General features: G+C 73.3%; 25 protein-coding genes. 16 read left to right on the plus strand and 9 right to left on the minus strand.

What is annotated here, in order from left to right:
• The first annotated feature begins 36 nt into the window (after positions 1–36).
• Entirely contained in the window at positions 37–876 is an 840-nt protein-coding gene (locus tag ACFY1H_RS31815) for an alpha/beta fold hydrolase (protein WP_386952511.1), read from the plus strand.
• A gap of 114 nt (positions 877–990) precedes the next feature.
• The gene (locus tag ACFY1H_RS31820; RefSeq protein ID WP_386952513.1) at positions 991–1,542 is read left to right on the plus strand and encodes a DUF302 domain-containing protein; all 552 of its coding nucleotides are present in this window, start codon (positions 991–993) and stop codon (positions 1,540–1,542) included.
• A gap of 30 nt (positions 1,543–1,572) precedes the next feature.
• On the opposite strand, the gene ACFY1H_RS31825 is transcribed toward ACFY1H_RS31820, so the two are convergent.
• The 6 genes from ACFY1H_RS31825 to ACFY1H_RS31850 are packed head-to-tail and all read right to left on the minus strand — an operon-like array spanning position 1,573 to position 6,852.
• On the minus strand, positions 1,573–2,121 hold the full coding sequence (locus tag ACFY1H_RS31825) for a hypothetical protein (RefSeq protein ID WP_366582633.1): 549 nt from the start codon (positions 2,119–2,121) through the stop codon (positions 1,573–1,575).
• A gap of 18 nt (positions 2,122–2,139) precedes the next feature.
• Positions 2,140–2,874 (minus strand): FAD:protein FMN transferase, encoded by a 735-nt coding sequence (locus tag ACFY1H_RS31830; RefSeq protein WP_386952517.1) that lies wholly within the window; start codon positions 2,872–2,874, stop codon positions 2,140–2,142.
• A complete protein-coding gene (locus ACFY1H_RS31835; protein ID WP_386952520.1) occupies positions 2,871–3,311 on the minus strand; it encodes an FMN-binding protein in 441 nt (146 codons plus the stop codon). Before ACFY1H_RS31835 ends, ACFY1H_RS31830 begins: the two co-directional genes overlap by 4 nt.
• 11 nt (positions 3,312–3,322) lie before the next feature.
• Positions 3,323–4,732, minus strand: a complete 1,410-nt coding sequence (locus tag ACFY1H_RS31840; protein ID WP_386952522.1) for a ferric reductase-like transmembrane domain-containing protein — start codon at positions 4,730–4,732, stop codon at positions 3,323–3,325.
• A 51-nt stretch (positions 4,733–4,783) separates the two neighbouring features.
• Positions 4,784–6,172 carry a HAMP domain-containing sensor histidine kinase gene (locus tag ACFY1H_RS31845; RefSeq protein WP_366582637.1) on the minus strand — a complete coding sequence of 463 codons (1,389 nt, stop codon included), beginning with the start codon at positions 6,170–6,172 and terminating at the stop codon, positions 4,784–4,786.
• Complete coding sequence (locus tag ACFY1H_RS31850) at positions 6,169–6,852, minus strand: response regulator transcription factor (protein ID WP_366582638.1); 684 nt, start codon at positions 6,850–6,852, stop codon at positions 6,169–6,171. Before ACFY1H_RS31850 ends, ACFY1H_RS31845 begins: the two co-directional genes overlap by 4 nt.
• Positions 6,853–7,056: 204 nt before the next feature.
• On the opposite strand from ACFY1H_RS31850, the gene ACFY1H_RS31855 reads away from it, so the two are divergent.
• The 11 genes from ACFY1H_RS31855 to ACFY1H_RS31905 all read left to right on the plus strand — a co-directional run bounded on the left by ACFY1H_RS31855 (position 7,057) and on the right by ACFY1H_RS31905 (position 17,381).
• The gene (locus tag ACFY1H_RS31855) at positions 7,057–8,073 is read left to right on the plus strand and encodes an Acg family FMN-binding oxidoreductase (RefSeq protein ID WP_386952526.1); all 1,017 of its coding nucleotides are present in this window, start codon (positions 7,057–7,059) and stop codon (positions 8,071–8,073) included.
• Positions 8,070–8,936: a universal stress protein gene (locus ACFY1H_RS31860; RefSeq protein ID WP_386952529.1), complete on the plus strand. Its 867-nt coding sequence runs from the start codon at positions 8,070–8,072 to the stop codon at positions 8,934–8,936. The genes ACFY1H_RS31855 and ACFY1H_RS31860 overlap by 4 nt, the downstream gene beginning before the upstream one ends.
• A gap of 13 nt (positions 8,937–8,949) precedes the next feature.
• Complete coding sequence (locus ACFY1H_RS31865) at positions 8,950–9,582, plus strand: CBS domain-containing protein (RefSeq protein WP_386952531.1); 633 nt, start codon at positions 8,950–8,952, stop codon at positions 9,580–9,582.
• Entirely contained in the window at positions 9,579–10,451 is an 873-nt protein-coding gene (gene ppk2, locus ACFY1H_RS31870; protein WP_386952534.1) for a polyphosphate kinase 2, read from the plus strand. The genes ACFY1H_RS31865 and ppk2 overlap by 4 nt, the downstream gene beginning before the upstream one ends.
• Positions 10,452–10,501: 50 nt before the next feature.
• Entirely contained in the window at positions 10,502–11,338 is an 837-nt protein-coding gene (locus ACFY1H_RS31875) for a universal stress protein (RefSeq protein WP_386952537.1), read from the plus strand.
• 18 nt (positions 11,339–11,356) lie between these two features.
• Positions 11,357–11,929 carry a CBS domain-containing protein gene (locus ACFY1H_RS31880; protein WP_366582644.1) on the plus strand — a complete coding sequence of 191 codons (573 nt, stop codon included), beginning with the start codon at positions 11,357–11,359 and terminating at the stop codon, positions 11,927–11,929.
• Between the two features lie 176 nt (positions 11,930–12,105).
• A complete protein-coding gene (locus ACFY1H_RS31885) occupies positions 12,106–12,999 on the plus strand; it encodes a universal stress protein (protein ID WP_386952540.1) in 894 nt (297 codons plus the stop codon).
• A gap of 253 nt (positions 13,000–13,252) precedes the next feature.
• Entirely contained in the window at positions 13,253–13,867 is a 615-nt protein-coding gene (locus ACFY1H_RS31890) for a CBS domain-containing protein (RefSeq protein ID WP_366582646.1), read from the plus strand.
• Complete coding sequence (locus ACFY1H_RS31895) at positions 13,864–14,766, plus strand: universal stress protein (RefSeq protein ID WP_366582647.1); 903 nt, start codon at positions 13,864–13,866, stop codon at positions 14,764–14,766. Before ACFY1H_RS31890 ends, ACFY1H_RS31895 begins: the two co-directional genes overlap by 4 nt.
• Before the next feature lie 164 nt (positions 14,767–14,930).
• A complete protein-coding gene (locus ACFY1H_RS31900; protein WP_386952543.1) occupies positions 14,931–16,628 on the plus strand; it encodes a GAF domain-containing protein in 1,698 nt (565 codons plus the stop codon).
• A gap of 114 nt (positions 16,629–16,742) precedes the next feature.
• Complete coding sequence (locus tag ACFY1H_RS31905; RefSeq protein ID WP_366582649.1) at positions 16,743–17,381, plus strand: response regulator transcription factor; 639 nt, start codon at positions 16,743–16,745, stop codon at positions 17,379–17,381.
• 4 nt (positions 17,382–17,385) lie between these two features.
• On the opposite strand, the gene ACFY1H_RS31910 is transcribed toward ACFY1H_RS31905, so the two are convergent.
• The gene (locus tag ACFY1H_RS31910; RefSeq protein WP_366582650.1) at positions 17,386–18,372 is read right to left on the minus strand and encodes an Acg family FMN-binding oxidoreductase; all 987 of its coding nucleotides are present in this window, start codon (positions 18,370–18,372) and stop codon (positions 17,386–17,388) included.
• A gap of 142 nt (positions 18,373–18,514) precedes the next feature.
• On the opposite strand from ACFY1H_RS31910, the gene ACFY1H_RS31915 reads away from it, so the two are divergent.
• Positions 18,515–20,245: a GAF domain-containing sensor histidine kinase gene (locus ACFY1H_RS31915; protein ID WP_366582651.1), complete on the plus strand. Its 1,731-nt coding sequence runs from the start codon at positions 18,515–18,517 to the stop codon at positions 20,243–20,245.
• A gap of 39 nt (positions 20,246–20,284) precedes the next feature.
• Here the strand turns inward: ACFY1H_RS31915 and ACFY1H_RS31920 are convergent, their stop codons facing one another.
• Positions 20,285–20,764 carry a universal stress protein gene (locus ACFY1H_RS31920; RefSeq protein ID WP_386952548.1) on the minus strand — a complete coding sequence of 160 codons (480 nt, stop codon included), beginning with the start codon at positions 20,762–20,764 and terminating at the stop codon, positions 20,285–20,287.
• A 190-nt stretch (positions 20,765–20,954) separates the two neighbouring features.
• Between ACFY1H_RS31920 and ACFY1H_RS31925 the strand changes: the two genes are divergently transcribed.
• Entirely contained in the window at positions 20,955–21,932 is a 978-nt protein-coding gene (locus ACFY1H_RS31925; RefSeq protein ID WP_386952550.1) for an Acg family FMN-binding oxidoreductase, read from the plus strand.
• Between the two features lie 28 nt (positions 21,933–21,960).
• A complete protein-coding gene (locus tag ACFY1H_RS31930; RefSeq protein ID WP_386952553.1) occupies positions 21,961–22,944 on the plus strand; it encodes an Acg family FMN-binding oxidoreductase in 984 nt (327 codons plus the stop codon).
• Between the two features lie 17 nt (positions 22,945–22,961).
• On the opposite strand, the gene ACFY1H_RS31935 is transcribed toward ACFY1H_RS31930, so the two are convergent.
• A complete protein-coding gene (locus ACFY1H_RS31935) occupies positions 22,962–23,384 on the minus strand; it encodes an HPP family protein (protein WP_386952556.1) in 423 nt (140 codons plus the stop codon).
• Positions 23,385–23,390 lie beyond the last annotated feature (6 nt).

The following is a 23,390-nucleotide window of genomic DNA, read 5'->3' on the forward strand; positions in this document are numbered from 1 at the left end:
GAAGAGCGCGGGGCCACCGCGCGGGAAAGGTAAGACATGGCAGCGAGTTTTGTGCAAGCACCGGCCCAGACGGTGGACGTCGGCGGAACGCCGTTCGCGTACCGCGAGCTGGGCCCGGCCGCCGGCGTGCCGCTGGTGTTGCTGAACCACATCACCGCGGTGCTCGACGACTGGGACCCCGCCGTGGTCGACGGCTTCGCGGCCGAGCGACGCGTCATCGTGGTGGACCTGCGGGGTGTCGGCGCCTCCGGTGGCACCACCCCCGACAGCATCGAGGCGATGGCCGCCGACACGGTGGCCTTCCTGGCGGCGCTCGGGCTGGACACGGCCGATCTGCTGGGCTTCTCCCTGGGTGGCATGGTGGCCCAGGCGGTCGCCCAGCAGCGACCCGATCTGGTCCGGCGGATCGTCCTGGCCGGCACCTCGCCCGCCGGTGACGAAGGGCCGGCCGGCTGGGGCCCCGGGCTGCAGAGCGCTTTCGGGAGGTCGGCGGCTGAAGGCAAGCACCCCAAACACTTTCTCTTCTTCACGCCGACGGCCCGCAGCCAGGCGGCCGCGGACGCCTTCATCGCCCGCCTGGACGAGCGTACCGAGGACCGCGACACGCCCGTGACGGACGAGACGATCGGCGCCCAGCTGACCGCGGCCGCGAAATGGGAGCAGGGCACCTCACCGGCCGGTCTGGCCACTGTGGACAAGCCCGTCCTGGTCGTCAACGGCGACAACGACATCCTGGTGCCGACGATCAGCTCGTTCCACCTCGCGCGGCTGCTGCCCGACGCCAAGTTGAGCATCTACCCGGACGCGGGTCACGGCGGGATCTTCCAGTACCACGAGCTGTTCGTGCGGCAGGTCCTGGACTTCCTCGGCGACTGACCGGCCGCCACGGTGCCGTCGGCGATCGGCACCGTGGCCGCCATCCTCGCTCGTCCCACCGGTCCCCCCGGCCCCCGTCAAGCAAACCCATGACCATCGAAGGACGGCAACGCCATGCCCGCCAGCGATTCCCCTTCCATCCAGACCTTCGCGCACGAGGTGCTCCGCCTGAGCATCCCCGTTCCGACGACCTTTTCGGAATTCCGAGACGCCTACGAACGCGCGGTGCCCGTGCTCGACGCTGCTCGAATCGAGCAGTTCAAGAGGGAACGGGCCAGTTGGGACGTCGTCCGGGAGGCTGCCGAGGAAAACGCCCCGCACAGCTTCATCCGGTACTGGGGCACCGATGTCGCCTCTCTCATGGAGCTGGCAGCCGAATCGCGTCCGTGCGCGGAATACCTGATGGGCAATCACGTCTACGCCCAGCGCATGTTCCGGCACGACCCGTCGGTGATGCTCTACGCGCCGTTGCGCACCGCGATCTACGTGGACGGCGACGACCGCACCTGGTTCACGATCGACCAGCCCAGCACCCGATTCGACAGCTTCCACGATCCGCGCATCGCGCAGGTCGGGCGAGAGCTCGACGCCGAGCTGGCCGACCTCCTCGACCACCTCGGCCTGCCGGTGCCGGCCGAATTGATCCCCGACGCCCACCACGACTGACGATCGGCGCTCGGCAGCCACCGCGTCCGATCAGCGGTGGCTGCCTCGGGGTGCGGGGGTGGCGGAGAACTGGCCCTGCCAGCTGGCTTGCGCACCGGAGTCGCCGATGCGGTAGATGTCGTAGGCGGCGCCGGCGGCGACGAGGATCGCCGCGGCCGCGATGGCCGCGGTCACGGGTGTCGAGCGGGGTGCGAGGAGAGTCCGGCGAGGAGCCGGCAGCCGCAGCACGCGCCGGGGAAGGCCGTCGGCGGGGAAGGTGCTTTCGCGGTGGCGCCACCAGATCACGAGGGCGAGCGCGGCGACGGCGACGGCCGCCCAGACGGCGGTGTCGCCGAGTTCGGTGTGGGCGCGCACGAGTGGCGTGGCGGCCACCCGTCGCTCGAGCCATTCGCCGGCGTCGGTGGTGATCGGGACGAGGACCAGCACGAGGACGGCGAGCACGGCGTTGGGCCCGGCCAGCTTGCGCCGCGCGGCGGGCCACAGCGCGCAGAGGACGAGGAGCAGCGCGGCGAGGGGGAGCAGCACGACGATGGCGTGCACGAGCAGGATGTGGGCGGGCAGGCCGTTGAGCGTGGTCATCGGTTCCTTCGGGCGGGTTCAGGGACAGCGGACTACGAAGCAGGCTTCGTAGTCCGGAGCTCGGGCGCGCACCCAGCGTTCGACGTTGCCGCCGCGCGCGATCGCGGCGGTGGCGTACACGTCGGCCCACAGCAGGCTCGGGCCGGTGACCGTCGCGGACATCAGGGCTCGCGCCGGGGCACCGGTGCGGGGATCGACGATGTGGTGTCCGCGGGCCGCCGTGCCGGACGTGGCCACGCCGCCCGCGCGCACGGTTCGCACGGCCAGCAGGCGGCCGCGGTCGCGGGGGTCTTCGACGCCGACCCGCCACGCCGCCGAATCCGGGCCGCGCACGGCCACCACGACGTCGCCGCCCGCGTTCAGGCAGTAGTCGTGGTCCGGCAGCCGGTCGAGCAGGGCGGCGGCGGTCTGGGCGGCCCAGCCCTTGACGAGTCCGGACGGGTCGTACCCGCCGGGGAGGTCGGCGTCGAACCAGCCGTCGGTGCGCTCGCGGGCTTCGGTGCACAGCCGGGCGACTTCGCGGACCCACGGATGCCGGCCGCCGGGCGGGAGCTCGCCGCGGCGGACGCGGTTCACCTCGCTCCCGGGCCGGTGCAGGCTGAACAGCCGATCGATCGCGCGCAGGTGTGAGAACACCTCCGCGACAACGGATTCCGCCGCCGCGTCGGTGCGGACACCCGGGCCTCGCAGGTGCAGGCTGATGGGCATCCCCATGATCACGCGCGTCCACGCGCGCCGGTCCGGCCCGGTCACCGGTGGGCCGCGTCGATCGCGGACTGCAAGGACTGCACGTAGCCCTGCGAGGTGTAGGTCGCGCCGCTGACGGTGTCGATCTGCGCGCTCTGCGCCTGCAGCACCTCCTGGTTCAGGACCGGCACCGCGGCGGAGTTGATGCGCACGTCGCGGCCGGACTCCTGGGGCACCTGCAGCACGCGCGCGGCCGTGATCTTCCCACCCGTCACGGTGATCTCGACCTGGACCGGGCCGTACGGCGTGTCGGCGGCCTCGCCGGTGAACGTGCCGGCACCCGAGCCGGTTGCGGAGGGAGCCGACGGCGCCGAGGTCGACGGCGACCGGACGACCCCGGGTGCCTGCGCGGTGACCGACGTCTGGTTCGTGCTCGTGCGGTAGCTGAACAGCAGGACGACGATCGACACGGTGGCCGCGATCGCGATGGCGATTCTTCGCATGTCGGGAGCTCCTACCAGGCGAACTGTTCGAAGTGGATCCGCTGCCGTGGGACCCCGCACCGCGAGGCGCACTCGATCGCGACCCCGGCCCACGCCGCGGGGCCGCAGACGTACACGTCGTGCTCGGCGATGTCGGGCACGAGGTGGCGCAGCACGGTGTGGTCCGGCACGGGCGCGTAGCCCGCGGGCAGCCACGAGACGCGGTCGTGGGCGCGATGGCCTGGCAGGTAATGGATCCGCACGCCGCGCGTTCTCGCGAGGTGCTCGAGCTCGTGGCGGAACAGGGCCTGCGCGGGAGCGGCGAACCGGTAGAACAGGACGGCGTCGCCGGGGGCGTAGGGCAGTTCTTCCAGCAACGCCCGCAACGGCGTGATGCCGATCCCGGACGCGAGCATGGTGATCTTGCGGCCGGTCCGGACCGCGCCGGTGAGGGTGCCGTAGGGGCCTTCGAACCACACCGGCGTCCCGGCCGGGAGGGTCGCGAGCCGCGCGCTGCCGGGGCCGAGGTCGCGAGCGGTGATCCGGAGGCGGCGGCCGTCCGGAGCGGCGGACAGGGAGAACGGCTTGCCGCGCGTCCAGCCGGTGCCGTGCCGGAACCGCCACACGAAGAACTGCCCGGCCACCACGGGCAACGCCTCGAGCCGGCGGCCGCGCAGGTGGACGGAGACGACCCCGTCCCCTTCCCGCACCACGCGATCGACCACGAGCCGGTGGCGCAGGCTGCGCGTGAGCGGCAGCGCCACCCGGAACACCAGCATCGCGGCGGCCGCCGCGGCGTACGCGGTCCACCAGAACGCGGTCGCCGCGGCCGAGCCGGTGAAGTCCGTGCCCGTCCACAGCTGGTGCGGCAGGGCGAGGCCGGCACCGAGGTAGGCGTAGAGGTGCAGCAGGTGCCACGACTCGTAGCGCAACCTGCGCCGTGCGGCCCGCACCGAGGTGAGGACGACCAGCACGAGCGCGGCCGTGCCGGCGGTCGCCAGCAGCATGCCCGGATACGTCGTCACGAGGTCCCACACTTCGGCGATCAAGCCCGTGCGGTCGGTCGCGGCGTAGCCGAGCGAGATCAGGACGATGTGCAGGCACAGCAGCACGAACGACGTGAACCCGGTCAGCCGGTGCCGGCGCGCGAGCGCGTCCTGGCCGTAGCTGCGCTCGACCCACGGGATCCGCGCCATGAGCAGGACCTGCAGCAGCAGGAGCGCGGCCGACACCAGGCCGGTCAGCCGGCCCGCGGAGGTGAGCCCGGACGCGGCCGAGTCCAGCTGCTGCACGCCACCGTCCGAAACCCACAGCGCCGTGACGAACAGGACCGTCGCCCACGCCACCAGCCCGGCGGCGTCCCGCCACCAGCGGGGTGCCGGACGGGCGAGGCGCCGGGCGGGAGCCTCGCCGGGCCGGATCGACAGGGGAACGGTGGACATCGGGTGCTCCTGGTGGTGTTCGCGGTGTGCCACCACCCTTGCGGAGCCCGGTTAGTCCCCGGCGTGATCCGGGTGAGAAGACGGTAAGAGTCGATCACCGCCGACGGTGAACCCCACGACGGCCCCGCCACCGGGGCGCGGGCGGGCGAGGACCTCGCCCTGGTGGGCCAGGGCCGTCTCTCGCACGATCGCCAGGCCGAGCCCGGAACCCGGCAACGCCCGGGCGGCGTCCGCCCGGTGGAAGCGGTCGAACACGTGCGGCAGGTCCCGCTCGGGGATCCCCGGGCCGCGGTCGAGGACCTCGATCCGTCCTTCTCGGACGGTCAGCTCGATCGGCCGGGTTCCGCCGGCGTCGAACTTGACCGCGTTCTCCAGCAGGTTCGTCACCGCGCGTTCCAGCCGCCGCGTCTGACCCGACGCGACGGTGCCGTCGGCGTCGACCAGGATCGTCCGGCCGGACCGGCGCCGCACGCGTTCGGCGGCGCGTTCGGCGACCCCGGCCAGCTCGACCGGTCCGGCGTCTTCGCTGTCGTAGCGGCGGGTCGCGAGGTCGACGATCTCGGTGATGAGGTGCGTCAGCTCGCGGGTTTCGCCGTCGACGTCGTCGAGCAGCCGGGCGCGGGAATCGGGGGACAGCTCGTCGAAGCGCCGCATCACCTGCGCGTTGGTCCGCAGGCTCGTCAACGGTGTCCGCAGCTCGTGCGCGGCGTCCTGAACGAGCCGCTCCTGGTCGGCGCGGGCGTCGGCGAGCCGGCCGAGCATGCGGTCGAAGGACGTCGCCAGGCGGCCGACCTCGTCACGTCCGCCCGCGGGGACTCCGGCCTGCCCGAGGCCGCCGTCGCTCACCTGCTCGGTGACGGCCGTGAGCCGCACGAGCCGGCGGGTGATCTGGCGGGCCAGCAGCCAGCCGACCAGCGCGGCGGCGACCAGGACGGCGGCGCTGACCAGCGTGATCCGCGTGGCGAGGGCGGCCAGGACGTGCCGGGACTCGTCGACGTCGACGCCGAGCTGGACCGCCCCGCGGTCCCGGCCGAGCGCCAGGGTGATCACGCGGTAGTCGTCCGGGCCGACGGTCAGATCACGATAGGAGTCCTGGCCCGGCCTGCCGTTCGCCGCCAGCGCCCGGTCGGTGTCGTCGACGGGGAAGGAGACCGCCGGGCGGCCGCCGATCCGCCGCACTTCGCCGTCCGGTGCGATGGCCTGCGCGACCATGGGCTGCGCCTCGTCGTGGTCGTTGTCGTGCGGGCCGGCGGTGAACGGGCTGGGCGCGAGCACCTGCGTCGCGCCGGCCTGGATCTCGGCCGACGTCGTGAGCAGCGAGCGATCGAGCTCGGCACTGATCCGCTGCGACGCCGTCTGGTAGCTGAACACGCCGACGAGCACGCTCGCGGCCGCGCCGACCCCCGCGAACGCGATGGCCAGCTTGCTGCGCAGGTTCACGACGCCCGCACCGAGTAGCCGACACCGCGCACGGTCCGGATGAGCTCGGTTGCCCCCGCCTTGTCGAGCTTGCGGCGCAGGTATCCGATGTAGACGGCCAGGTTCTTCGAGTCCGAACCGAACTCGTAGCCCCAGATGCGCTGGTAGATCGTGGCGCGGTCGAGCACGATGCCGGCGTTGCGGACCAGCAGTTCGAGCAGGTCGAACTCGGTCTTCGACAGGTCGACCTCGACGTCCTGCCACCGCACCCGCCGTGCGGCCGGGTCCACGGTCAGCGCGCCGAGCCGCAGCACCCGCGGAGCGGCGGCGTCGGGTGAGGTCCGCCGCAGCAGCGCCCGCAGACGGGCGAGCAGCTCGTCGAGATCGAACGGTTTGACCAGGTAGTCGTCCGCACCCGCGTCGAGCCCGGCGACGCGGTCCGGCGGCTCGACGCGCGCGGTGAGCATCAGGATCGGCGTCGGGTCCCCGTCGGCGCGCAGCACACGGCACACCCCGAGCCCGTCGACGCCGGGCATCATCACGTCGAGGATCAGCACGTCGAAGCGGTCCCGCCGTGCTGCGGCGAGTGCGGCGACCCCGTCGGTCACCTCCGTGACCTCGTAGCTCTCCAGCTCCAGCGCGCGGAGCAGCGACTCTCGGATGGCGCGGTCGTCGTCGGCGAGCAGGACGCGGGGCGGCATGCCGCCATCATGCACCGGCGTTTCGCGGGATGCCGGGCGCGAAAGGCAAGCGGGCGGCAAATTCCAGTCCGTTGTGGACACCCGAAAAGCGGCGCCGCTTCGGTGACGTTGGTCCTTCACCGCGGTGGCTTGTGGCCGGCGCGCCGGGCCCGCTGCCGGCGGTTGGCTGAGTGGGTCCGGCAGTCGACACGCACAGGAGAAGCCTTGACCAGCGAAGCCGATTCGGCACCCGGCCCGCGGGGTGGTGCCTGGACGAGCGCCGAAGTGGAGGTGCTGGGCCGCGCGGTCCTGCGGGCGCCGTCAGTGCACAACACCCAGCCCTGGACGGTCGAGCCGATCGCGGGAGCGGTCGTGCTGCGCGAGCGGACGGATGTCGCGTTGCCGCGGCACGATCCCGATCGGCGCGACCTGGTGATGTCGTGCGGGGCGGCGCTGGCGAACCTCGAGCTGGCGGTGCGGGTGCTCGGCCGGCGGGCGGACGTCACGATCCAGCCCGACCCGGCCCACCCGGAAGTGGTGGCGCGCATCGATGCGACGGTCCCGGAGCCACCGTCGGACACGGACCTGAAGCGGTTCTCCGCGATCGCGACCCGGCGCAGCCAGCGGGCGCGGTTCACGGGAATCCCCGTGGCGCGGAGGTTGGTCGCGGAGGTGGCGCGAGCCGCGGTGACGACCGGGGCCCAGGCGGTGCCGCTGCCCGATGCCGGTGAGCTGGCGGCGTTGTTCGGCCACGCGGCGCGCGTGATCCGTGACGACGGGGCGTACCAGCGGGAGATCGCCCTGTGGACGATTCGCGACGAAGCGAGCCACCGCCACGGCGCGGGGCTGGGGCGCACCGCGGTTCCGGGGGGCGAGTTCCCGTGGGCGGGGCTGGTCCGGCGCACCACCGAGGTGCCGGAGCTGCCCGTCTTGCGCTCCCGGCTGGCGGGTGAGACCTTCCTGCTCTTCCTGACCACCGACGACGGCCGGGCCGATCACGTCCACGCGGGCCGCGCGCTGGAGCAGTGCTGGCTCGAGGCGATCACGCGCGGGCTGTCGGTGGCGGTGCTGACCCAGCCCCTGCACGTGCCGGAGGTGCGCTCGGCGCTGTGCGAGGACCGCGGTTTGCCCGGTTTCCCCCAGGCGTTGATGCGGCTGGGTCGCACGGCCCGCATCGCACCGCGGAGCCTCCGCCGGGGCCTCGGGGAAGTCCTGATCGGGCAGCGGGGGAACGGGTCGTGACCGATCACGTGGTCGTGGGCGTCGACGGCAGCGAGGCGGCCGCGGTGGCTGCTCGCTGGGCCGCCCGCGAAGCCGCGTGGTGGCGGACGTCGCTGACTGTGCTGACCGTGAGCGGGGTGGAGGGTCCGTCCGTCGGCGGGCCCGAGTGGCGCGCGGCCAAGGAGGCACTCGCGCTGGAGGTGGCGCGGACGACGCGCGACGAGCTGGCGGCCGCCGAGCCGGGCGTGCCGATCACCACCGAGACGAGCGACGCCGGCGTCGAGGCCGCCCTGCGGCAGGCGTCCCAGCACGCGCTGCTGCTGGTGGTGGGGCCGCCCACCGGCACGCTGTCCGGTCTGCTGGCGGGTTCACCGGACGCCGACCTCATCGCCCGCGCCGGCTGTCCGGTGGCGATCGTCCGCGGCAGTGGCTCCACGCGGGTGACCGGGCCGGTGGTCGTCGGCGTGGACGGCAGCCCGACGAGCGATGCCGCGATCGGATGGGCGTTCGAGGAGGCGTCGCGGCGACGCGTCCCGCTCGTGGCCCTGCACGCGTGGCAGGACAGCTACAGCGGCCGGCCGTTCGGGGAGAACCGCGCGACTCCGTTGATCGACGTCGGAGAAGCGGAGAAGCGCGCGCTCGCCCGGCGGCTGGCCGGTCGGCGCGAACAGTTCCCGGACGTCGGCGTCGAGCTCGTCGTCGAGCGGGACCGGCCGCGCGACCGGCTGATCGACCACGGCAAGGCGGCGTCCGTCGTGGTCGTGGGCAGCCGCGGGCGAGGCGGCTTCACGGGCATGGTGCTCGGTTCCACGACCCACGCGTTGCTGCACCACGCCGACTGTCCCGTGCTGGTGGTCAGCCGGGAACGGAACGGACGGACCTGACACTGGAGGAGCGATGAACACGAGCACGACACCTGTGGCCGCGGTGATGACACCGAGCCCCGTGTGCGCGCGGCTGGACACGCCGGTCAAGGAGATCGCGGAAACCCTGGTCCGCCGGAGGATCAGCGCGGTGGCCGTGGTCGACCGCTACGGCGCGATCGCCGGTGTGGTGTCCGAACGGGACCTGCTGCCGCTGCTGCGCTCGGATCGCCCTCGCGGCTGGTGGCGCCGCAACGTGCTGCCGCCGCGCACGGCGCGGGACGTGATGACGAGCCCGGCGTTGACCGTGGCCGCCGGCGCACCGATCGCCGACGTCGCCGCGCGGCTGGCCGAATCGGGGCTGCGGCGGCTTTTCGTCGTCGCCGCCGGGCGGCCGGTGGGTGTCGTGGCGCGGCGCGACCTCGTCGGGTTGATGTCGCGCCCGGACTCCGAGATCGGCCGCGACGTGACGGAGGTGCTGAGGAAGTCCCTGAAGATCGGGCCGGATCGCGCGCGGGTGATGGTCCACGCCGGGGTGGTGACGGTGGCGGGCCGGGTCGAGCGGTGCAGCGACATCGCGGCCGTGACCAGTAGCGTCGAAGCGGTGCCCGGGGTGGTCGAGGTGTGCAACGGCCTCGACTTCGTGTGGGACGACGTGACCCGATGAGCGGCAAGCATCCCGCGGCGCGGCTGTCGCGCGCGGTTTACGAGAAGGAGCTCGCCCGGCTGCAGATCGAGCTGGTGAAGATGCAGGAATGGGTGCGCGCGGAAGGGGCGCGCGTGGTCGTGGTGTTCGAGGGCCGGGACGCGGCGGGGAAGGGCAGCACGATCAAGCGGCTGACCGAGCACCTCAACCCCCGGGTGGTGCGGGTCGAGGCGTTGCCGAAGCCGACCGAGCGGCAGCGCACGCAGTGGTATTTCCAGCGCTACGTGGAACGGTTGCCCGCCGCCGGTGAGATCGTGCTGTTCGACCGCAGCTGGTACAACCGCGCCGGCGTGGAGCGGGTCCTCGGGTTCTGCACCCCCGACGAGTACCACCGGTTCCTGCAGCAGTGCCCGATTTTCGAGCGCCTGCTCGTGGGCGACGGCATCCTGCTGCACAAGTACTGGTTCTCGGTGAGCCGCGACGAGCAGGAACGCCGGTTCCGGGCGCGGATCGACGACCCGCTCCGGCGCTGGAAGCTGTCCACGACGGACCTGGAATCGGTGTCGCGGTGGGAGGACTACTCCCGGGCGAAGGACGACATGTTCGTGCACACCGACATCCCCGAGGCACCGTGGAACGTGGTCGACAGCGACCAGAAACGCAAGGGGCGGATCAACATGATCGCGCACCTGCTCGCGGGCGTCCCTTACCGCGAGATCCCGCGCGAAGCCGTGGCCATCCCGCCGCGGCCGCGCGAAAGCGGGTACGAGCGGACGGACCGGCGGTTGCAGCGCGAGGTCCCCGACTACGCGGCGACGCTGACGAAGCACTCGGCGCTTTCGTCCCTCCCGGAAGGGACTTCCTCCCCTGACCGCGCTCATCGTGGCTGAGCGACGGTGGAGCGAGTCATCGGCCGAGGTGGCGGGAACGGAGGCACGTCGTGAGGGGAACGACAGTCCGCGCCGCGGTGGTGGTCGGGGTCGACGAATCCGAGGCGGCGCTGGCCGCCGCCCGGTGGGCGGCGGAGGAAGCGGTGCGCCGGGAGTGCGTGCTCCGGCTGTTCCATGCCGGCCTGGTCGACCCGGCCCGCCGCGAACGGCCGGGCGAAGAACCGTTGCCGCTGGAGCGCGCCCGCCGCTGGATCGAACGAGCCGTGCAGGTCGCCCAGGAGGCCGCGCCGGGCGTGCGCATCGAGTACGTGGTCCGGCTCGGAACCGCCGCCGACTTGCTCGTCGGGCTGTCGGAGGAGGCGGCGCTGATCGTGCTGGGTTCGCACGGACTCGGCGGGCTGCGGGGTGCCGCGATCGGGTCGGTGGCGTTGCGGGTCGCCGCGAGCGCGCGCTGCCCCGCGGTGATCGTGCGGGGCCGGGCGAAGCCGGGCGGGCCGGTGGTCGCCGGTGTCGTCGGCGACGGTGACGATCGCACGCTGCGGTTCGCGGCCGAGGCCGCCCGCGGCCGCCAGGTGCCGCTGATCCTGGTGCACGCGTGGCACGAGGGACTGCTCGACGATCCGGACCTGGTCGAAGCGGCCGCGGAGGGTGAAGAACGAGCGCTCCGGCGCCGGGCCGACGACCTCGCCCGGACCGGCCCCGGCGGCACGATCCTCGCCCGGGCCGTCCACGAGCGCTCGGCCGCGCGGGCGTTGCTGGGTTTCGAGGACGCCCAGTTGCTCGTGATCGGCAGCCGTGGCCGGGGCGCGGTGACCGGCGGTCTGTTCGGCTCGACGGGGAACCGGTTGCTCGCCCACGCGATCTGCCCGGTCGCCGTCGTTCGTTGACACATCAGGAGGACAGCCGTGCGCGCACGGGACATCATGACCCGGCCGGTGGTCGGGGTCGGGCCGGCGACGCCGGTGCGGGAGGCGATCGTGCTGCTCATGGAGCACCGCATCGCCGCGCTGCCCGTGGTCGACGAAGAAAACCGCGTCGTCGGTTCGTTCACGGAGGCCGACGCGCTCAGCGGGGTGCTGACCGGAGAACCGGTTGCGCCGGGCCGGCTCGTGGAATCCGTGATGACCAACGCGGTCGACGTCGTCGAGCTCGACACCGATGTCAGCGACATCGCCGCCCGCATGCTCGTCGACCGGCTGCGCAGCATCCCGGTCGTGGACGACGGTGGTCTGGCGGGGATGGTCAGCCGGTGCGATCTGCTGCGCGCGCTCGTGCGGCACGACGACGCCATCACCGCGCAGGTCCGCGGCTTGTTCAAGGACTACACGGGCCACCGCGACCGGTGGTCCGTCTCCGTCACCGAAGGTCTGGTGACTGTCCACGGCACGTTCGCCGACGAGGCCGAACGCCGGCTCGTCACCGCTCTCGCGAAAACGGTCGAGGGCGTCACGGCGGTGGAACTGGCCGGCGCGAGCTGACTCGCGAGGCCGCGGTCCGGGCCGCCGAACCTGATCTCGAGGAGGAGCGATGCACGCACGACGCGGCGACTGGCTCGTGGTGAGGGGAGCCCGGGTCGAAGCGGAGACGACCGCGCGTGGCGAAACGGACCTTGCGCGGTTCGAGCGGCCGCGGCAGCCGGACGGAGGTGCGCGCGGTGTCCCGGCCTGACGACCGGGTGGTGCTGGCCGGCGTGGACGGTTCGGCTTCGGCCCGGCATGCCGCGGTCTGGGCCGCCGAGGTGGCTGCGCGGCGGGGCGCGGTGCTGAGGCTCGTGCAGGCGTACGTGGTCCCGTCGCCGGGAGTCTCGGGAATGGCTGTGACCGCCGTCCGCGAAGGGTTCCGGTCGCGCGCCGAGTCGGGGGTGGCCGAGGCCGAGGGTGCTGTGCTGGCCGAGTGGCCGTCGCTGCGGATCGAGCGGGCGGTCGTGGAGGGCGGCCGGGTGGGCGTCCTGCTGCGAGAGTGCGCGAACGCGGAAGTGGCGGTGCTGGGCTCGCGCGGGCTGGGCGGGTTCACCGGGCTGCTGATCGGCTCGACCGCGGTCTCCCTCGCCGCCCACGCACCGTGCCCGGTCGTCGTGGTGCGCGGGCGCCGGCCGGACGACCCGCCGCCGAGCGCCGGCCCGGTGCTCGCCGGGCTCGACGGGTCTCCCGAAAGCAACGACGCCCTGGGTTACGCGTGCGAAGAAGCGGCGGCTCGCGGCACCACGCTCGTGGCGGTGCACACCTGGAACGAGATCACGCCGGAGGGACGGTTGCGGGCGGCGGCCACGCGTCCGGAGGACGTCGCCGCGGCCGAGCGACGGCGGGTTGCCGATCAGCTCGCGCCCTGGCGTGAAAAGTTCCCCGACCTCCCGATCGACGTCGTGGTGGTCCGGGGACGGCCGGTGCGGACCCTGCTGGAGCTCGGTGCGGACGCGCGGCTCGTCGTGGTGGGCAGCCGGGGCCGCGGCGGGTTCACCGGGATGATGCTGGGCTCCACCAGCCGAGCGCTGCTCGTGCACTCCGCGTGCCCGGTCGCGGTCGTCCGCCCGGGCGGCCAATCGTCGTGAACCTCCGCGGCCGGCGGCGGCCGGGTCACTCGCCGTGTCCTCGGGCCGCTGGGTTCGCGGTGATCGGGAGCCGCGCACCCGCGCGGCGGAAGCGTCCCTTGTGGACAGTCGTGCCGGCAACCGGCACGGCGCCCGGGCGACCGCGCCGGCGCGCAGCCGGTGACGTTGGTCCTTCGCGGTGGTGACTCCGGACCGGCGTGGCCGGCCCCGCCCGGTGGCTACTTTCGGTGTGACGAATGAAGAGGTGAACTCCATGCGCGCACGAGACCTGATGTCCGCGCCGGTGGTGACGGTGTCCCCGGCGGCGCCGGCCAAGGAAGCGGCCGAGGTGCTTTCCGAACATCGGTTCACCGCACTGCCGGTGGTCGACGACGACGAACGCCTCGTCGGCATCGTCACCGAAGCCGACCTGATCCGTGGGCGCCTCCCGGCCGACGCGCGGTCGGCCCATCTGCACCCGGAAACCCCGTCGGTGGCGGAGACTTCGGTCGAGCAGGTGATGACCACGCCGGTCACCGCGATGTCGTCGGGGACCGACATCGCCGAACTCTGCCAGGCCCTCGTCGACGCCAGGATCCGTGCGATGCCGATCGTCGACGGCAGCCGCCTGGTCGGGATCGTCACCCGGGGCGACGTGGTCCGCGTGCTCGCCCGGGCGGACAGCGCGATTTCCGCCGACGTGCGCCACCGGCTCGAGATCTACGGCGGCACCGACCGCTGGAAGGTCGAAGTCCACGACGGAATCGTGCGGATCGTCGACCGCTACGACGACCGGACCGACCGCCACGTCGCGACGCTGCTCGCCCTGGCCGTGCCGGGTGTCGTCGGAGCCGAGACGGTCGCGTCGGGAGAGGACCCGTGGTCATGACCACGCACAACAGCACCACCGTGGTGGTCGGCGTCGACGGTTCGGCCGGCGCGGACGAGGCGGTCCGCTGGGCCGCGCGGCTCGCGTCCGGGCGGGGGCTCGCGCTGGAACTCGTGAACTGCTTGCAGGGCGCCGCGCTCTACTACGGTGGCGGCCTGGCCGGGAGTGACGAGCTGTTCGAGCAGTTCCGGCAGGAAGGTGAGCGGCTGGTCTCGGCGGCTCGCGAGCTGGCCCTGTCCGTCGACGCGGCCCTCGCCGTGCGAACCGGCGTGCTCTTCGACGATTCCGCCCCCGCGTTGCTCGACCGGTCGAGGCGGGTTCGGCTGATCGTGGTCGGCCGCAGCGGCACCGGTGGCTTCGCCGGGATGCTCGTCGGCTCCACGGCCGCCACGGTGGCCGCGCACGCCGAGTGCCCGGTCGCGGTGGTCCGCGGGCGGCACGGCGACGGCCCGGTTCCGCTGGAGGGCCCGGTCGTGGCCGGCGTCGACTGCACCCCGAACAGCGAGGCCGCCGTCGCGGCGGCCTTCGAGGAAGCGGCGTTCCGCGGTGTGCCGCTCGTGGCCGTGCACGCGTGGAACGACGTCACGTACGACTCCGCGGACAGCACGGCCCGCCTGATGCCCCAGCCGGAATCGCTCGAGCCGACGGAGGAGCGGCTGCTGGCCCAGCGGCTGGCCGGCTGGCAGGAGAAGTTCCCCGACGTGGAGGTCCGCCGGGCGCTGGTCCGGGACCGGCCGCGGCACGCGCTGCTCGACGAGTCCGACCGGGCACAGCTGGTGGTGGTCGGCAGCCACGGCCGCGGCGGCTTCACGGGAATGCTGCTGGGCTCGACCGCCCAGGCACTGATCCACCACTCGTCCTGCCCCGTGCTCGTGGTCCGGCCGGAGCCGCGACGGTAACGGCTCTCCGCGGGCCGGTACGGGTGCACGTCAGCGGAAAACCCGTGGTCAACTCCCCGGCGGCCGTGCCGCCGGTGGCTTGACGGGTTCGCCCGGCTGCGGCGAAACTGAGGCGCTTCGCGGGTTTCGTCTGAAGTGCGCGCTGCCGACGTGCGGGAGTTGCGGTGAGCGAGGACGACGTAGCCGAGCCTGGCCGGTTGACGTTTCCCGACCAGCCGCGGCTGGAGCTGGACCAGCTGCTGGGCCAGCTGGTGGATCGCGCCCAAGAGGTGATCGGCACCCAGGGCCGGTTGCGGGGCCTGCTGCGAGCGACCCAGACGATCACGAGCGACCTCGCGCTTCCCACGCTCCTGCGGCGGATCGTCGACGCCGCGCGCGAGCTGATCGGCGCGCGGTACGCCGCACTCGGGGTGATCGGTGCCGACGGCCGGCTGCTGGAGTTCGTGCACGTCGGCATGGACGCGGGCACCGTCGCCGAGGTGGGGCACCTGCCCGAGGGCAAAGGCCTGCTCGGGGCCCTGATCGAGGACCCGCGGCCGATCCGGTTGACCCGGTTGCAGGAGGACCCCCGCTCCATCGGGTTCCCGGCGGCCCACCCGCAGATGGAGAGCTTCCTGGGCGTGCCGATCCGCGTGCGTGGCGCGGTGTTCGGCAACCTCTACCTCGCCGACCGACAACGCGGCCGGTTCACCGCCGAAGACGAGCAGCTCGCGCTGGCGCTCGCGGCCGCCGCGGGCAGCGCGATCGAAAACGCCCGCCTCTACGAGACCGCGCGCAGCCGGCAGGCCTGGCTGCGCGCCTCCGCCGAGATCGCCCGCGAGCTCCTGTCGTCGGATTCGGGAAGCCCCCTGGACCTGATCGCGAACCACACCCGGGAGCTCGCCGCCGCGGATCTCGTCACGATCATCCGGCCGACGGGGGAAACCGGTGCGCTGCGGGTCGACCGCGCGGTCGGCCTCGAAGCGGACCGCCTGGTCGGAGCGCACGTACCCGCGGAGACGACGCTGGCGGGAACGGTGATGGCGAGCGGGACGCCGATGACGGGTTCCTGGCCGGAACAGCGGGCTCGGCTGGCGGCCCGGCCGCTCGTCGAGCTGGACCTCGATGCGGTGCTCGTGGTGCCGCTGACCGCGGGTGGCCGGGTGACCGGCGTGCTGACCGCCGCCCGGCGGGCGGGGCGGCCGCTGTTCACCGAAGACGACCTCGCGATGGCGGCGGCGTTCGCCGACCAGGCCGCCGTGGCGATCGAGCTGGCGCGGGCCCGCGTCGAGCAGCAGCGCAACGCCCTGCACGACGAGCGCGACCGGATCGCCGCCGAGCTGCACGGCAATCTCGTCCAGCGGTTGTACGCGACCGGGCTGTCCTTGCAGAGCACGGTCGGCCTGGCGAAATCGAGGATCGTCGCCGCGCGGCTGCGGGACACGATCGCCGAGCTCGACGACATCATCGGCTACGTGCAGGCGACCGTGTTCCGGCTCGACGACGTCGCTCCGGGCCCGGAGGAACCGTTGCGTGACCACGTGCTGCGCGTTCTCGCCGAGGCGACTCCGGCACTCGGCTTCACCCCGGCCACGGAGTTCTCCGGCAAGTTCGACGCCTGTCCGCCCGAGGCCGTGATCCCCTTCCTCAAGGAGGCGCTGCGAGTGGTGGCCAGGGCCGGCGCGACGTCGGCCGATGTCACGCTCAGCGCGGAGCCTGACCGCTTGCTGGCCGTCGTGCGGTGCGCGGGCGCCGAGGACCTGGATCTGGCCGCCGGCCCCGAGCTGGACGCACTCGGCGGCCGGGCACGCGAACGCGGGGGCACGCTGGTCGTGGACCACGATCGGGGGCGGTCCCGGCTGTCCTGGTCCGTGCCCGCGTGAAAGGGACTTCCTGCCGGTGGCCGGGGACTTCCGTCATCGCCGCCGCGGCGCGCGCGGTCGTACGCTTCTCGTGGCCGCACGGGGCACCGCTGTGCCGGAGTGGGAGACAGTCGAATGCTGCGGGTTTTCCTGGTCGACGACCACGAGGTGGTCCGGCGCGGCGTCGCCGAGATGCTGGAGGACGACGAGGAGCTCACCGTCGTGGGTCAGGCCGGCAGTGTTTCGCAGGCGCTGGCCCGCATCCCGGCGCTGCGGCCGGACGTCGCGGTGCTGGACGTGCGCCTTCCCGACGGCAACGGCGTCGAGCTGGCGCGCGAGCTGCTGTCGAAGCTGCCCGGGCTGAAGTGCCTGATGCTCACGTCCTACACCGACGAACAGGCGATGCTCGACGCCGTGCTGGCCGGGGCGAGCGGTTACGTCATCAAGGACATCAAAGGGGTCGACCTGGTGTCGGCGGTGCGCGAGGTCGGTGCCGGCAAATCGCTGCTCGACGCGCACGCGGCCGCGGCGCTGATGACGAAGATCCGCGACACCGCGCAAAAGAAGGGGCCACTGGCCCAGCTGTCCGAACAGGAACGCACGTTGCTGGAGCTGATCGGCGAGGGACTGACGAACCGGCAGATCGCCGAGCGCATGTTCCTGGCGGAGAAGACGGTGAAAAACTACGTTTCGCGGCTCCTGACGAAGCTGGGCCTGGCGCGGCGCACCCAGGCCGCGGTGCTCGCGACGGAACTGCGTGGCCGGCGCGACTGAGCGCTCACGCGGTGAGCGACGAGCGTTCCCTGAGCACTTCGGCGAGAGCCCGCCGCGGGGTCCACGCGACCGGGGCGCCGTAGCCGATGCGCAGCACGATCTGCGGCCACAGCCCGTCGCCCAGCAGCTGCCGCAACCGGATCCGCGTCGCGGGGACCTGGACCGGCTGGGAGATGAACGAGGCGTCGAGGCCGTGGGCGGTCGCGGTCAGCAGCACCCGCTGCATCGCCTGCCCGGCCCGCAGCCGGTCGGCCTGCGAGTCGCCGAAGGACCCGATCACCACGACGAGCGGCGGCGCCGGAGCGGAAACCCGTTCGGCCGGGTCGCCGAAGTCGCGCAGCACCCAGCTGTCGTCGGCGGCCGGGGTTCCGCCGGCGGAGGAGGGCACGCCGTCCCGGGCCGTCCGGGCCCGTCCGGTCCAGCGCCGCCACTCGGCGCGGAACGCCGGGTCGCGCTCCTGGACGAGGTGGCTTTCGCTGACGAGTTCGCGCAGGCAGGCGAGCTGGTCGTCGTCGAGCCGGGGCAGCCACGCCTGCTCGGCCTCCGCGGCGCGGCGGAGCAGGCCGACGACCTCCGCCGGGACGGGGCCGCCGCTGAACGGTGTGCGGTTCGTGTGCCGCCGCGGGACGGCCTTGGCCAGCCTGACGAGCCGGTGGTCGAGCGCGACCGGGTTGCGCGGCCGCACGACCGCGAGCAGATCGGAGTCGTCGCGGCGGGGGAGCAGCACGGTGTCGGGGTGCACCCCGAGCGCGTGGATCGTGATCCGCAGGTTGAACAGCGCCGCGCCGCAGGAGAGCATGAGCTCGCGCCGGTCGGCGTCGGCGACCGGCAGCACCCGGTCGGCGTCCGCGTAGAGCTCGATGCCCGCGGCGCCGCTCGTGAAGAGCCAGGGCTGGGTGTTGTGAGTGGACGGAGCCAGCGTCGCGGCCCGCAGCGCCGAGACCACTTGGTCGGCGTCGAGCCGTCCGGCCGGCTCCACTCGGAGAGTCATCGGTCTCCCTTTGCCACGCGAAGCGGCAGACTGTTGGTGGAGAGTCGTCATGGCCAGCGTGGGCGCCCCGTCCTCCCGGACACAGGGGACAAAGTCACCAATCGCCCCGCGGTGGCGAGCCGGCGCGGAAGAGGGTGACGGGATGCCGGGCACGGAGGAAGGAGGAGGCGGCCGTCGGCTGTCGGGCACCTTGTCCCAGCTGCACCTGCGGGAGACCTTGCGCGACCTCCAGGAGCGCATCGAGGTGCTGATCGGCACCCGCGACAAGATGGACGGCCTGCTCGACGCCGTGCTGTCCGTCGCGTCCGGCCTCGAGCTCGACACCACGCTGCAGCGAATCGTGCGGGCGGCGGTCGAGCTGGGCGAGGCGCGGTACGGAGCGCTCGGCGTGCTCGGTGAAGACGACGGTCCGCTGGCCGAGTTCGTGTACCGGGGGATCGACGCGGAAACACACGCGCGGATCGGTGACCTGCCGGAGGGTCACGGCCTGCTGGGCGTGGTCATCGACGACGCGAAACCGTTGCGGCTGGACGAGATCTCGGCCCATCCGGCGTCGGTGGGCTTCCCGGCGAACCACCCGCCGATGCACTCGTTCCTCGGTGTTCCGGTGCGCGTGCGCGACGAGGTCTTCGGCAACCTCTACCTGACCGAGAAACGCGGCGCGGCCGGATTCACCGACGACGACGAGGTCATCGTGCAGGCACTCGCCGCCGCGGCCGGGATCGCGATCGAGAACGCCCACCTCTACGAGCAGACGCGCCTGCGCCAGCAATGGCTGGGCGCGACCGGGGAGATCACCACCGAGCTGCTCGGCGGCACCGACCCGGTCGACGCGCTGGACCTCATCGCCGGGCGCGCACTCGAGCTGACCGGCTCGGACGCGACGATGCTCGTGCTGCCCGGGGCCGGCCGGCTGGATTCGGACGAGGACCCGGACACCGAGCCCGACGATCTCACGGTCACGGTGTGTGCGGGCGTGCGCGCGGACGAGCTCACCGGGCAGCGCATCGAAATCGCCGGCACCGTGCCCGGCTCGGTGTACCGCGACCGCACGCCCCGCCGCGTCGCCGAGCTCGCCCTCGACGGCCACCGGCGGTACGGCCCCGCACTGGTGGTCCCCCTGCGCGCCGGTGAGCGCACCTCCGGGGTGCTGATCGCGATGCGGGAGCCGGGCGCGCCGGCGTTCGGGACGGTGCAGCTGCCCGTCGTGGCGTCGTTCGCGGACCAGGCGGCGCTGGCGCTGCAGCTGGCCGCGCAGCAGCGCGCGGCCCGCGAGCTCGACGTGCTGTCCGATCGCGACCGCATCGCCCGGGACTTGCACGACCACGTCATCCAGCGGCTGTTCGCGGTCGGTCTCGCGATGAAGGGCACCCAGCGCCGGGCCCAGGACCCGGACCTGCGGCGCCGGCTGCAGGAAAGCGTCGACCAGATGCACGAGATCGTGCACGAGATCCGGACCGCGATCTTCGACCTGCACGGCGGGAGCGCCGGGGAGACCCGGCTGCGGCACCGGTTGCACGACGCGATCGCCGAGCTCACCGACGACGCTCCGCTGCACCCGACGATCAGCATGGCCGGCACGCTGGACACGGTTCCCCCGCTGCTGGCCGACCACGTCGAGGCGGTCGTGCGCGAGGCCGTGAGCAACGCCGTGCGCCACTCCGGCGCGGCGACGCTGACCGTGTCGGTGTCGGTGCGCGACGGCGAGATCAAGATCTCGGTGGCCGACGACGGAGCGGGCCTGCCGGCCGACATCGCGGCGAGCGGGCTCGCCAACCTGCGCGACCGCGCGGAGTCGGCCGGCGGCACGTTCACGCTCGACTCGCGTCCCGGCGGCGGCGTGCGGCTTCAGTGGACCGCGCCGTTGCGGTGATCCCGGCGCGTCTCGGCTGATCCCGGCGTGTCTCGGCGGTCAGGCGGACGTGGCCGCGGCCAGGCGGCGCGCGGCCCCGGGCGGGACGACCACGACCGGGCAGCGCGAATAGCGCACGCAGTCGCGCGAAACGCTGCCGAGCAGCAGTTCCCGTGTACGGCCGGCGCCGTGTGCGCCGACCACGAGCAGATCGGCTTCGGTGGACGCGGTGATCAGCTCCGTGGCCGGATCGCCCCGCGGGGTCGAGATCGTGACGTCCGCGGCGCCCTGGAACTGGGCGCGGATGCGCGCGATGTCGTCGTGCGGGGCGTACGCACCGGCGGCCCGGCGGCCGCGCGGCTGCGGCGCGAAAGACGAGCCCGGCAACAGGGTTTCCGCCGGCCGCACCAGCACGGCCCGCACGGAGTCACCGGGCTGGGCGGCGACGCCGAGCACCCAGCGCAGCGCCGCGTCGCTCTGCGGAGAGCCGTCGAAGCCGACGAGGATGAGGCGGCCGGAGGCCGGGTTCGCGGAACTCATCGCACACGCCTTTCCTCGGGTCACCGGTCGAGCGTGGTCTAGGGGGTCGGGCGGGGCTAGGGCACGAGGTCACCGGTACGGGCGAGGACGTCTGCCGTGGGCGCGGTGACTTTGGGCCCCATCGGCGGGATCGCGGGACGGCGAGCATGGGGTTCGCCGGAGTGACCGTCTCCGGGTACAGGAGTGGAACATGAGGACCTCGGCGCAGGCGACGGCGCTCGCTCCTTCCGAGATCGCGGTGCTCGCCCGGGCGATGAGCCGGGCCCCGTCCGTGCACAACACGCAACCGTGGCGCATGCGGGTCCGGCACAGCGACGTAGACCTGATCGAGCGCGCTTCCGTGGCGCTGCCGAGCCACGACCCGGAGGGCCGCGACCGCATGGTTTCCTGTGGCGCGGCGCTCGCGCACCTGCAGACGGCGGCTCGGGTGCTGTGCCGGGCGACCACCACGACCTACCCCGCCGGCGGTGCGGTCGTGGCCACGGTCCACGCCGAGCCGGGCTTCAGCCCCGACCACGCCGAGCTCGCGCGCTTCCACGCCATCGGGCGCCGGCGCAGCCACCGCCGCTGGTTCTCGGCCGAGCCGGTGTCCGAAGTGGACCAGAAGGCGGTGTCCGCGGCGGGCGGCGAGACGTGCGTGTGCGCCGTGGTGCCCCGGCATCTCGGCGAACTGGGGGCGATGCTGGGTTTCGCCACCCGGGCCTTCCGTGCCGACCCGGCCTACCAGCGAGAGCTGCGCGCGTGGACCGCGAGCACGTTCGGTTCCCACGCGTCGGGCGCCGAGGACGGAGTGCCCGAGGCGGCGCTCGGTTCCGAGTCGCTGCCCGCCGCGGGGCTGGTGCGCCGCGAAACGCCGGTGCCGGACGACGCCCGGCTCACCGCGCGGCTCGAAGCGGAGCACCTCCTGGTCTTCTGCACCGAGGGGGACAGCCGGCGCGAACACCTCGCCGCCGGCGCCGGGTGCGCCCGGACGTGGCTGGAAGCGACCGCGCGCGGACTCGCCGGGTCGGTCCTCACCCAGCCGCTGCACCTGTGCGGCTTCCGCGAGGTGCTCGCCGAGCGGCTGGCCCTGCCGGGACTGCCGCAGGTGATCTTCCGCTACGGGCACCCGCTGGCCCCTGCGCCGCCTTCGCCCCGCCGCCCCCTCGCCGACCTGCTCCCGGATTGACCCGGGCCGGCTCGCCCAGGAGACCACGATGACCACAGTGCTTTCCCCCGTCGTCGAACAGGCCCTGTCGGCCGCGGTCCGCGCGCCGTCACCGCACAACACCCAGCCGTGGCGGTTCGTGGTCGAGGGGCCCCGCATCGAAGTGTGGCTCGACCACGACCGCGTCCTGCCTGTCGCCGACCCGGATTCCCGCGAGGCCCGGCTCTCGTGCGGGGCGGCGGTGTACAACCTGGTGATCATGTTGCGGGCCAACGGATTCGACGCCGCGGTGCGGATCATCCCCGAACCCGACCGCCCGGACCTGCTCGCCGTCGTGCGGGTCGTCGGCGGCACGTGCCCGGCCTTGCCCGACCGGCGGCTCGTCGAGGCCGTCTGGCGCCGGCACACCAACCGCCGCCCGATGTCCGCGCACCCGGTGTCGCCGGTCGCCCGCGCGCGGCTGAAGTCCGCTGCGCTCGGTGAGGGTGGGGTGCTGGAGTTCCTCGACGCGTCGGGCCGGTACCCGAAGGTGACCGCACTCGTCCGCCGGGCCGAGGCCGAACAATCGCTCGACGCCGAGTTCCGCGCCGAGACCGCCCGGTGGACGGGCCGTGAGCCGGACAGCCCGGACGGGGTGCCGACGATCGCCTTCGGGCCGCCGCCGGACGTGCCCGGGACGTCGCCGTTGCGTTCGTCGCACGAGAACCCGGCCATCGCGCCCCGATCGTTCGAGCAGGATCCGGTGCTGGCCGCGGTGCTGACCCGCGACCGCGGTGCGGCCGCCGAGGTGCGTGCCGGGCTGGTGCTGCAACGAGTCCTGCTGACCGCGACCGCCGAAGGCCTCGCCTCGTCGTTCGTGTCGCAGCCCTTCGAGGCGCCGGGCACCCGCGCGCCGTTGCTCGACCTGTTCCGCGGCACCGGCCGGCCGCATACGCTGCTGCGCCTCGGCCACGGCCTGCCCTCGCGGATGACGGCGCGCCGTCCGGTGGCGGACGTGACGACCGTGCGCGCCCCCGACGTGCCCGCTCGCTGACCACCTGCCGCGATGTCCTATGAGGACGGTTCTCCGGCGGGCAGGACGCGCAGCAGGTCCTGGAACGTCACCATGCCCACCAGCAACCCGCTGTCGTCGACCACGGGCAGCGCGCGCACCCCGGCTTCGGTCATGCGGTGCGCCAGCGCGGTGGCGTCGAGGTCGGGGGTCGCGGTCGTGGCACACGGGCGCATGACCGCGGACACGGTGCGATGGCCGGCGAGCAGGACGCCCGTGTCGGGGTCCCCGGTGGCCGAGTCGCCGGGGAAGCCGGCCTGGACGAGGTCCGTTTCGCTGATCAGGCCCACGAGCTTGGCCGAACGGGTGACCACGGGCAGGGTCGTGAAGCCCCACCGGGTCATCACGCGAGCGGCTTCGGAGAGCGAAGCGTCGAAAGTCACGCTGATCACCGGGGTCGTCATGACGTCACGCGTTCGCATCGCGGT

Source organism: Amycolatopsis sp. NPDC001319 (genome assembly GCF_042896185.1).
GTDB lineage: Bacteria > Actinomycetota > Actinomycetes > Mycobacteriales > Pseudonocardiaceae > Amycolatopsis.